The following is a 7,813-nucleotide window of genomic DNA, read 5'->3' on the forward strand; positions in this document are numbered from 1 at the left end:
GCATCACCGACCTGATGGTCAAGGAAGGCCTCATCAACCTCGACTTCGCCGACGTGCGCGCAGTCATGAAGGAGATGGGCAAGGCGATGATGGGCACCGGCGAAGCCACCGGTGAGAAGCGTGCGCTGACCGCAGCGGAAGCTGCGATCGCCAACCCGCTGATCGACGACAGCTCGATGAAGGGTGCCCGCGGCCTGCTGATCTCGATCACCGGCGGCAAGGACCTGACCCTGTTCGAAGTCGACGAAGCCGCCACCCGTATTCGTGAAGAAGTCGATGCCGACGCCAACATCATTGTCGGCGCCACCTTCGACGAGAGCCTCGACGGCGTGATTCGCGTGTCGGTCGTCGCCACCGGCATCGAGCAGGCCATGCTGGCCCGCAATTCCTCGGCTCCGGTCACCACCGTGACCTCCGCCGTTGCCGCTCCGGCTGGCAATACTGCCCCGGATGCGCGTCTGGCCGATCTGACCGCGCGTCTGCGTGCTGACAACCAGCGCATCGCTGCTGCCGCCGCCGCCAAGGCTGCCGGCGCTCCGGTTCCGGCCGCTGCACCCCGCGCGCCGGCGACCAGCCACGAGCGTGCCGCGCTTGCCGCCATCGCCGCTGCTGTGGCTCCGGAAGCCGCTGCGCCGCAGCAGTATGGCGATGTGACTGTGCGCCCGATTGCGCAGAAGCCCTCGCTGTTCCCGGAAGCGCCGCGCCAGGAAGCCCCGATGGAAGCGCCGATTCCCGAACAGTTCATTCCGCCGTCGGCTGAACGCGCCCCGCTGCGCGCTCCGCGGATGCCGAAATTCGAAGAACTGCCGATGCCGGCCCAGAACGAGATCCGTCAGGCACGCGGCGAATCGGACGAGGAACCGCAGAAGGCTCGCCTGTCGCTGCTGCAGCGTCTGGCCAATGTCGGTCTCGGCCGCCGCGACGAGGACTCGGAAGCGCCGGTCTCCGGCCGTCCGTCAGCTCCGCCGATGGCTCCGATGCCGCCGCTGCCTGAACGTAAGCCACAGCGCAGCGTCGCCCAGCAGATGGGCAACGAACCGCCGGTGTCCGAATATGCCCGCCGTCCGGCGCCGCAGGGCCTCGATTCCCACGGTCGTCCGGCACCTGTTGCGCCGGCGCCACAGGGCGACGATCATCTGGATATCCCGGCCTTCCTGCGCCGCCAGACCAGCTGACATTTGTTACAATCGTGTCGAAGACCAAAGCCCCGGCTGGATCAGCCGGGGCTTTCGTTTGTGACAGTCGCCAAAACCGCTGCGATTTGTTAACCTATTGATAGTAAGTCATTAATCTTTACAGGTGCGCTCTGCCGAGGCTCGCAGGAGCTAGGAAACCGTCAGAAATATTGGTTAACCCCTGGCTTGATTGCGGCAAAGGTGGGGTAACAATCGGTAAAAAAGCGTGAGTTGGCGCACTTTGTGGCAGGGGTTAATGTAACTGCGACTCGGGGACTCAGGAGGCCGCAAGGTTCGACTGAGAGAGTCCCTCTCATGACGAGAGGCTACTTGGGTGGGTACCATATGACTTTCAGCCGACAGACCACGCTTGGATCGCAAGCCACCGTTACGGGTGTCGGCGTCCATTCCGGAAAGCCTGTCAGCCTCACCCTCGGACCTGCTCCCGTCGATGCAGGTTACATCTTTGTCCGCACCGGTCTTGAAGGTGCCGATCGCGAAATCCAGGCCAACGCCAAGTCAGTCATCGCCACCGAGTTTGCCACCGTGCTCGGCGATCGTGAAGGCCCGATTGTTTCTACCGCCGAACATGTTCTCGCTGCGCTGCGCGGCATGGGCATCGACAACGCCGTCATCGAAGTCGATGGACCGGAAGTACCGATCATGGACGGCTCCGCAGCCGCCTTCGTCGCCGCCATCGATCAGGCCGGCATCGTGGAGCAGGGCGCCCGCCGCCGCTTCATTCAGGTTCTCAAACCGGTGCAGGTTGCCATCGGTGACAGCTTCGGCGAGATCCGCCCCCACGCTGCGGGCTTCCGCGCCGAGGTGGAAATCAGCTTCGCCAATCCGATGATTGGCCGCCAGAGCTACGTGCTCGATCTCAATCCCCAAAGCTTCCGCCGCGATATCGCCCGTGCCCGCACCTTCGGTTGCATGAACGACGTGGCCCGCCTCTGGAGCGCCGGTTTCGCGCTCGGCGCGTCCTTCGAGAATTCCGTCGTGTTCGACGATGACAAGCTGCTCAACACCGAAGGCCTGCGCTACGCCGATGAATGCGCCCGCCACAAGGTGCTGGACGCTGTCGGCGATCTCGCGCTGGCCGGTCTGCCGATCCTGGGCGCCTACCGCTCGGTGCGTGGCGGCCACAAACTCAACAATGCCGTGCTCTGCGCCCTGATGGCCGATCGTTCGGCCTGGAAGGTCGTCGAAGCCGACGCAGCTCACCTTCAAAATGCTCCGGCCCGCCGTGGCCGCGCCAGCGCCGATGTCACCTCGGGCATGCTTGGCGGCATGATCGCGCCCGCTTTCGGCCCGGACGTTTCCTGAGATCGGGCCTTTCCGGCCTCTTTCACCCGCTATCGGTGTTTTGCGTTGCGCTTTTCCGCGGACGCTGACCTTTGCGTGCACCGGGACATGCCCGGTAACCATAACTCCCTGTATCTCCACATCCTTCGCCTTAATCCGGGCGAAATGGCTCCGTATCCGGTTGGTTAACGGACTTCATTCGGGTAGATAGAGCACGCGGTCGCCAAGCGAAGCTGCGGGCGCGTATCCGGTTGGTCCGTGATTGTGCGCGATATCACGCGCAGACACCGCATGAAGGCGTCAGGTCTCAGATATATGTCGGCACAGCGCATTACGCTCGAATCCCGTGACTCCCTGCTCACCCGCTTCGGCCGCCATGTGCGGTTGGCGTCGGGCCTCGTCGTGCTGGCGGTGCCGCTGAGCGGCTGCGGCACGGGCGCGATCTGGGACAAGTTCAGCAGCAAGGACGACACCTTCGTCGAGGAGCCGGCCGACAAGCTCTACAATGAGGGCTTGTACCTCATGAACCAGACCAAGGATCCGAAGGCCGCCGCGAAGAAATTCGAGGAAGTCGATCGTCAGCATCCGTATTCGGAGTGGGCGCGCAAGTCGCTGCTGATGTCGGCCTATGCGGCCTACGAATCCGGCGACTACGACACCTGCATCGGCTCGGCGACGCGCTATGTCACCCTGCATCCCGGCAGCCCGGATGCGGCCTATGCGCAGTATCTGATCGCGGCCTCGCATTACGACCAGATCCCGGACATCTCGCGCGACCAGGGCCGCACCGAAAAGGCGATGGCTGCGCTCGAGGAAGTGGTCCGCAAATATCCGACCTCGGAATATGCGACCTCGGCCAAGAAGAAGCTGGAAGGCGCACGCGACCAGATCGCCGGCAAGGAAATGGAAATCGGCCGCTACAATCTCGACAAGCGCAACTACACCGGCGCCATCAATCGCTTCAAGACCGTGGTGACGCAGTATCAGACCACGCGTCACGTGGAGGAGGCGCTGATGCGCCTGACCGAGGCCTATATGGCGATCGGCGTGGTCGGCGAGGCGCAGACGGCTGCCGCCGTGCTTGGCCACAACTTTCCTGACAGCAGGTGGTACAAAGACGCCTACAATCTTGTAAAGTCCGGCGGTCTCGAGCCGAGCGAGAACAAGGGGTCTTACCTGAGCAAGGCCTTCAAGAGATTTGGCCTCGGTTAGGAACTGACCTCTCATGCTGGCCCGTCTGTCGATCCGTGACATTGTCCTGATCGAACGGCTCGATATCGAGTTTTCCCGCGGTCTTGCAGTGCTGACCGGTGAAACCGGCGCCGGCAAATCGATTCTTCTCGATGCTTTTGCGCTCGCCCTCGGTGGCCGCGGCGATGCCGGCCTGGTGCGCCACGGCGCCGAACAGGGGCAGGTGACAGCCGTGTTCGATCTGGCCATGGGCCATCCGGCACTGGCGATTCTCAAGGACAACGGTTTCGACGACGATTCCGGCGAGATGATTCTGCGCCGTGTGCAGCTCGCCGACGGCCGCACCCGTGCCTTCATCAACGATCAGGCGATCTCCGTGCAGACCATGAAGGCGGTCGGCGCCGCGCTGGTCGAGATCCATGGCCAGCACGATGAGCGCGCCCTCGTGGATGCCGCCACGCATCGCCGGCTGCTTGACGCTTTCGCCGGGCTGGACAAGGACGTCACCGCGCTGGAGACCCTCTGGGAGGCCCGCAAGACCGCCTATGCGGCGCTGGAGGCCCATCGCTCCAATATGGAGCGCGCCGCCCGCGATGCCGATTATCTGCGCCATGCCGCCGATGAGCTGAAGAAGCTCAATCCGAAGGAAGGTGAGGAGACGCAGCTCGCCGAACGTCGCACCGGCATGATGCAGGGCGAGAAGATCGCGGCGGATCTGCGCGAGGCGCAGGAGGCTGTGTCCGGCCATCATTCGCCGATCTCGTCGCTGGCCGCCGCCGTGCGCCGGCTGGAGCGCCGCGCCGGATCAATGCCGACATTGGTGGAGCCCGCAGTGAAGGCGATCGACGTCGCCATCAACGCGCTGGAAGAGGCCGACCAGCATCTCAGCGCTGCGCTCATCGCCGCCGATTTCGATCCCGCCGAACTCGAGCGCATCGAGGAACGGCTGTTCGCGCTGCGCGGCGCCGCGCGGAAATATTCGACACCGGTGGAAGGACTCGCCGCGCTGGCCGCGAAATACTTTGCCGACGTCGCCACCATCGATGCCGGCGCCGGCCAGCTCAAGGGACTGGAAACCGCAGCCTCGGAGGCCGACAAGAAGTATAGCGCTGCGGCGACGAAGCTGTCCGCGGCGCGGGTGAAATTTGCCGACAAGCTCGACAAGGCTGTCATCGCCGAACTCGGGCCGCTCAAGCTCGAACGTGCGAAATTCATCACCCAGGTCGACAGCGATGCGAACACGCCGGGACCGCAGGGCATCGACCGCGTGGAGTTCTGGGTGCAGACCAATCCCGGCACCCGCCCGGGCCCGATGATGAAGGTCGCCTCCGGCGGCGAACTCTCGCGCTTCCTGCTGGCGTTGAAGGTGGTGCTGTCCGACAAGGGCTCCGCGCCGACTTTGGTGTTCGACGAAATCGACACCGGTGTCGGCGGCGCCGTGGCCGATGCCATCGGTGCGCGGCTCGGTCGCCTCGCCGGCAAGGTGCAGGTGATGGCCGTCACCCACGCCCCGCAGGTCGCAGCGCGCGCCGACCAGCATCTTCTGATTTCGAAGGACGCCCTCGACAAGGGCAAGCGCGTCGCGACCCGCGTCAACACCCTGGCGAAAGATCACCGCCGCGAGGAAATCGCGCGAATGCTGGCGGGTGCGGAGATCACCGCCGAAGCGCGGGCAGCCGCGGACCGGTTGCTCAAGGGCGCGGCGTAGAGATCAAGTTGTCATTCCGGGGCGCTCGCTCTTGCGAGCGAACCCGGAATGACAGTATGGGGCAGCCCGTTGTTGGCGTCCGCGCAACACGTTATTCTGAGCCATGGCGAAGACATCAAAAATCACTCCCCCCGACATCTCCACGCTCACCAGGCCGAAAGCCAAGGTCGAGCTGATACGGTTGTCGCTGGAGATGGAGGCGCACAACAGGCGCTACTATCAGGAGGATGCGCCGACGGTGTCGGATGCGGAGTACGACGCGCTGCGTCGCCGCGTCGAGGCGATCGAGGCGAAGTTTCCCGATCTCGTCACTGGCGCGTCGCCGACGCAGACGGTCGGCGCAGCTCCGGCGCGCGGCTTTGCCAAGGTGCAGCACGTGGTGCCGATGCTGTCGCTGGGCAATGCGTTCAGCGACGAGGAGGTCACGGAGTTCGTCACCCGCATCCAGCGCTTCCTCAAGCTCGACGAAATCCCCGCCATCGTCGCCGAGCCGAAGATCGACGGCCTGTCGCTGTCGCTGCGCTACGAGAATGGCGAACTCATCCGCGCCGCCACGCGGGGCGACGGTTTCACCGGTGAGGACGTCACGGCGAATGTCCGTACCATCAAGGACATTCCAACGACGCTGAAGGGCAAGCACATCCCCGCCGCCTGCGAATTGCGCGGCGAGGTCTATATGCTGAAGAGCGATTTCCTTGCCCTGAATAAAAAGCAGGAAGAGGCCGGCGACACCGTGTTCGCAAATCCGCGCAACTCGGCAGCGGGCTCGTTGCGCCAGAAGGACGTCGCGATCACGGCGTCAAGGCCGCTGAAATTCTTCGCCTATGCCTGGGGCGAGATGTCTGACTATCCGATGCCGGAGCCGACCCAGCACGCGATGATCGACTGGCTTCACAAAGCCGGTTTCACAGTCAATCCCGAGATCACACTCTGCAAGAGCGTGGACGACGCGCTGGCTTTCTATCGGCGCATCGGCGAGATCCGCGCCAAGCTCGGCTATGACATCGACGGCGTGGTCTACAAGGTCGATCGCATCGACTGGCAGGCGCGGCTCGGTTTTGCCGGCCGCGCGCCGCGCTGGGCCATCGCGCATAAATTCGCGGCCGAGCAGGCGACGACGGTGCTGGAGAAGATCGACATCCAGGTCGGCCGCACCGGCGCGCTGACGCCGGTGGCGCGGCTGACGCCGATCACGGTGGGCGGCGTCGTGGTGTCGAATGCGACGCTGCACAATGCCGATTACATCAAGGGCATCGGCAATGACGGCCAGCCGCTGCGCGACGGCGTCGATATCCGCGAGGGCGACACCGTCATCGTGCAACGCGCCGGTGACGTCATTCCGCAGGTCGTCAATGTCGTCCTCGACAAGCGGCCGAAAAGCGCGAAGCCGTATGAATTTCCCACCAAATGCCCGGTCTGCGGCAGCCACGCGATCCGCGAGAACGACGAGGTCGTCACGCGCTGCACCGGCGCGCTGGTGTGTCCGGCGCAGGCGGTCGAGAAGCTCAAGCATTTCGTCTCGCGGCTGGCCTTCGACATTGACGGCCTCGGCGACAAGCAGATCCAGGAATTCTACGACGAGGGCATCATCATGCATCCCGTCGATATCTTCACACTGCAGAAGCGCGACGAGCGCGCCAGCAAGAAGCTGCGCGACCGCGAGGGCTATGGCGAGACCTCGGTGCGCAATCTCTTTGCGGCCATCGATGATCGCCGCAAGATCGAGCTCAATCGCCTGATCTTCGCCCTCGGCATCCGCCACATCGGCGAAGGCAATGCCAAGCTGCTCGCGCGCCACTATGGATCATTCGCAGCGTTCCGCGATGCGATGCTGGCGGCGATTGCGGGGCAGGGCGGCGAGGAGAATACGTCCGAAGCCTATGCCGATCTCAATGCCATCGACGGCGTCGGTGAAATCGTCGCGGATGCGGTCGTCGAATTCTTCGCCGAGAAACGTAATGTGAAGGCGCTCGACGAATTGCTCGGCGAGATCGAGGTGCTCGATGTCGCGCAGGCCAAGACCGATACGCCGGTGGCCGGCAAGACGGTGGTGTTCACGGGCTCACTGACCAAGTTCACGCGCGACGAAGCCAAAGCCGGCGCCGAGCGCCTCGGCGCCAAGGTCGCAGGCTCGGTGTCGAAGAAGACCGACTATGTGGTGGCCGGCGAGGATGCCGGCTCGAAGCTCACCAAGGCGCGGGATCTCGGCGTTGCGGTGCTCACGGAAGACGAGTGGCTGGCGCTGATCGGCGGGTAGGGCGGTCGGGCTTCGCGCAGCCGCCCTCAGGCAAACCCAATGGTTTGCCGGGGAATGACAGTGTGGGGCGGCAAGACAGCGCCCAAACATTTTTTCCTATCTCTATTGACAATATCCCCATCTTGATTATTTTCCCTTTCGTCCTGCCCCACCGAGAGGGGCGATCGCGATCGTCAC

4 protein-coding genes and 1 pseudogene are annotated in these 7,813 nt (G+C 64.0%); all 5 read left to right on the forward strand.

The features are described from left to right. Window positions 1-1,175, forward strand: a pseudogene (locus ACEK02_RS17630) (cell division protein FtsZ); the annotation flags it as partial. A gap of 345 nt (window positions 1,176-1,520) precedes the next feature. Next, the gene (lpxC, locus tag ACEK02_RS17635) at window positions 1,521-2,501 is read left to right on the forward strand and encodes a UDP-3-O-acyl-N-acetylglucosamine deacetylase (protein WP_371422878.1); all 981 of its coding nucleotides are present in this window, start codon (window positions 1,521-1,523) and stop codon (window positions 2,499-2,501) included. Between the two features lie 294 nt (window positions 2,502-2,795). Continuing rightward, window positions 2,796-3,692 carry an outer membrane protein assembly factor BamD gene (locus ACEK02_RS17640; RefSeq protein ID WP_371422881.1) on the forward strand — a complete coding sequence of 299 codons (897 nt, stop codon included), beginning with the start codon at window positions 2,796-2,798 and terminating at the stop codon, window positions 3,690-3,692. Between the two features lie 13 nt (window positions 3,693-3,705). Beyond that, window positions 3,706-5,379, forward strand: coding sequence for a DNA repair protein RecN (recN, locus tag ACEK02_RS17645; protein WP_371422879.1), 1,674 nt, complete (start codon window positions 3,706-3,708; stop codon window positions 5,377-5,379). Window positions 5,380-5,482: 103 nt separating this feature from the next. Beyond that, entirely contained in the window at window positions 5,483-7,636 is a 2,154-nt protein-coding gene (gene ligA / locus ACEK02_RS17650; protein WP_371422880.1) for an NAD-dependent DNA ligase LigA, read from the forward strand. Window positions 7,637-7,813: the final 177 nt, after the last annotated feature.

This window comes from Tardiphaga sp., assembly GCF_041424195.1.
Classification (GTDB): domain Bacteria; phylum Pseudomonadota; class Alphaproteobacteria; order Rhizobiales; family Xanthobacteraceae; genus Tardiphaga.

Excerpts from the sequence above, each read along its gene's own strand:
- recN (WP_371422879.1), top strand. The coding sequence starts at position 3,706 with ATGCTGGCCCGTCTGTCGATCCGTGACATTGTCCTGATCGAACGGCTC.
- lpxC (WP_371422878.1), top strand. The coding sequence starts at position 1,521 with ATGACTTTCAGCCGACAGACCACGCTTGGATCGCAAGCCACCGTTACG.
- ACEK02_RS17640 (WP_371422881.1), top strand. The coding sequence starts at position 2,796 with ATGTCGGCACAGCGCATTACGCTCGAATCCCGTGACTCCCTGCTCACC.
- ligA (WP_371422880.1), top strand. The coding sequence starts at position 5,483 with ATGGCGAAGACATCAAAAATCACTCCCCCCGACATCTCCACGCTCACC.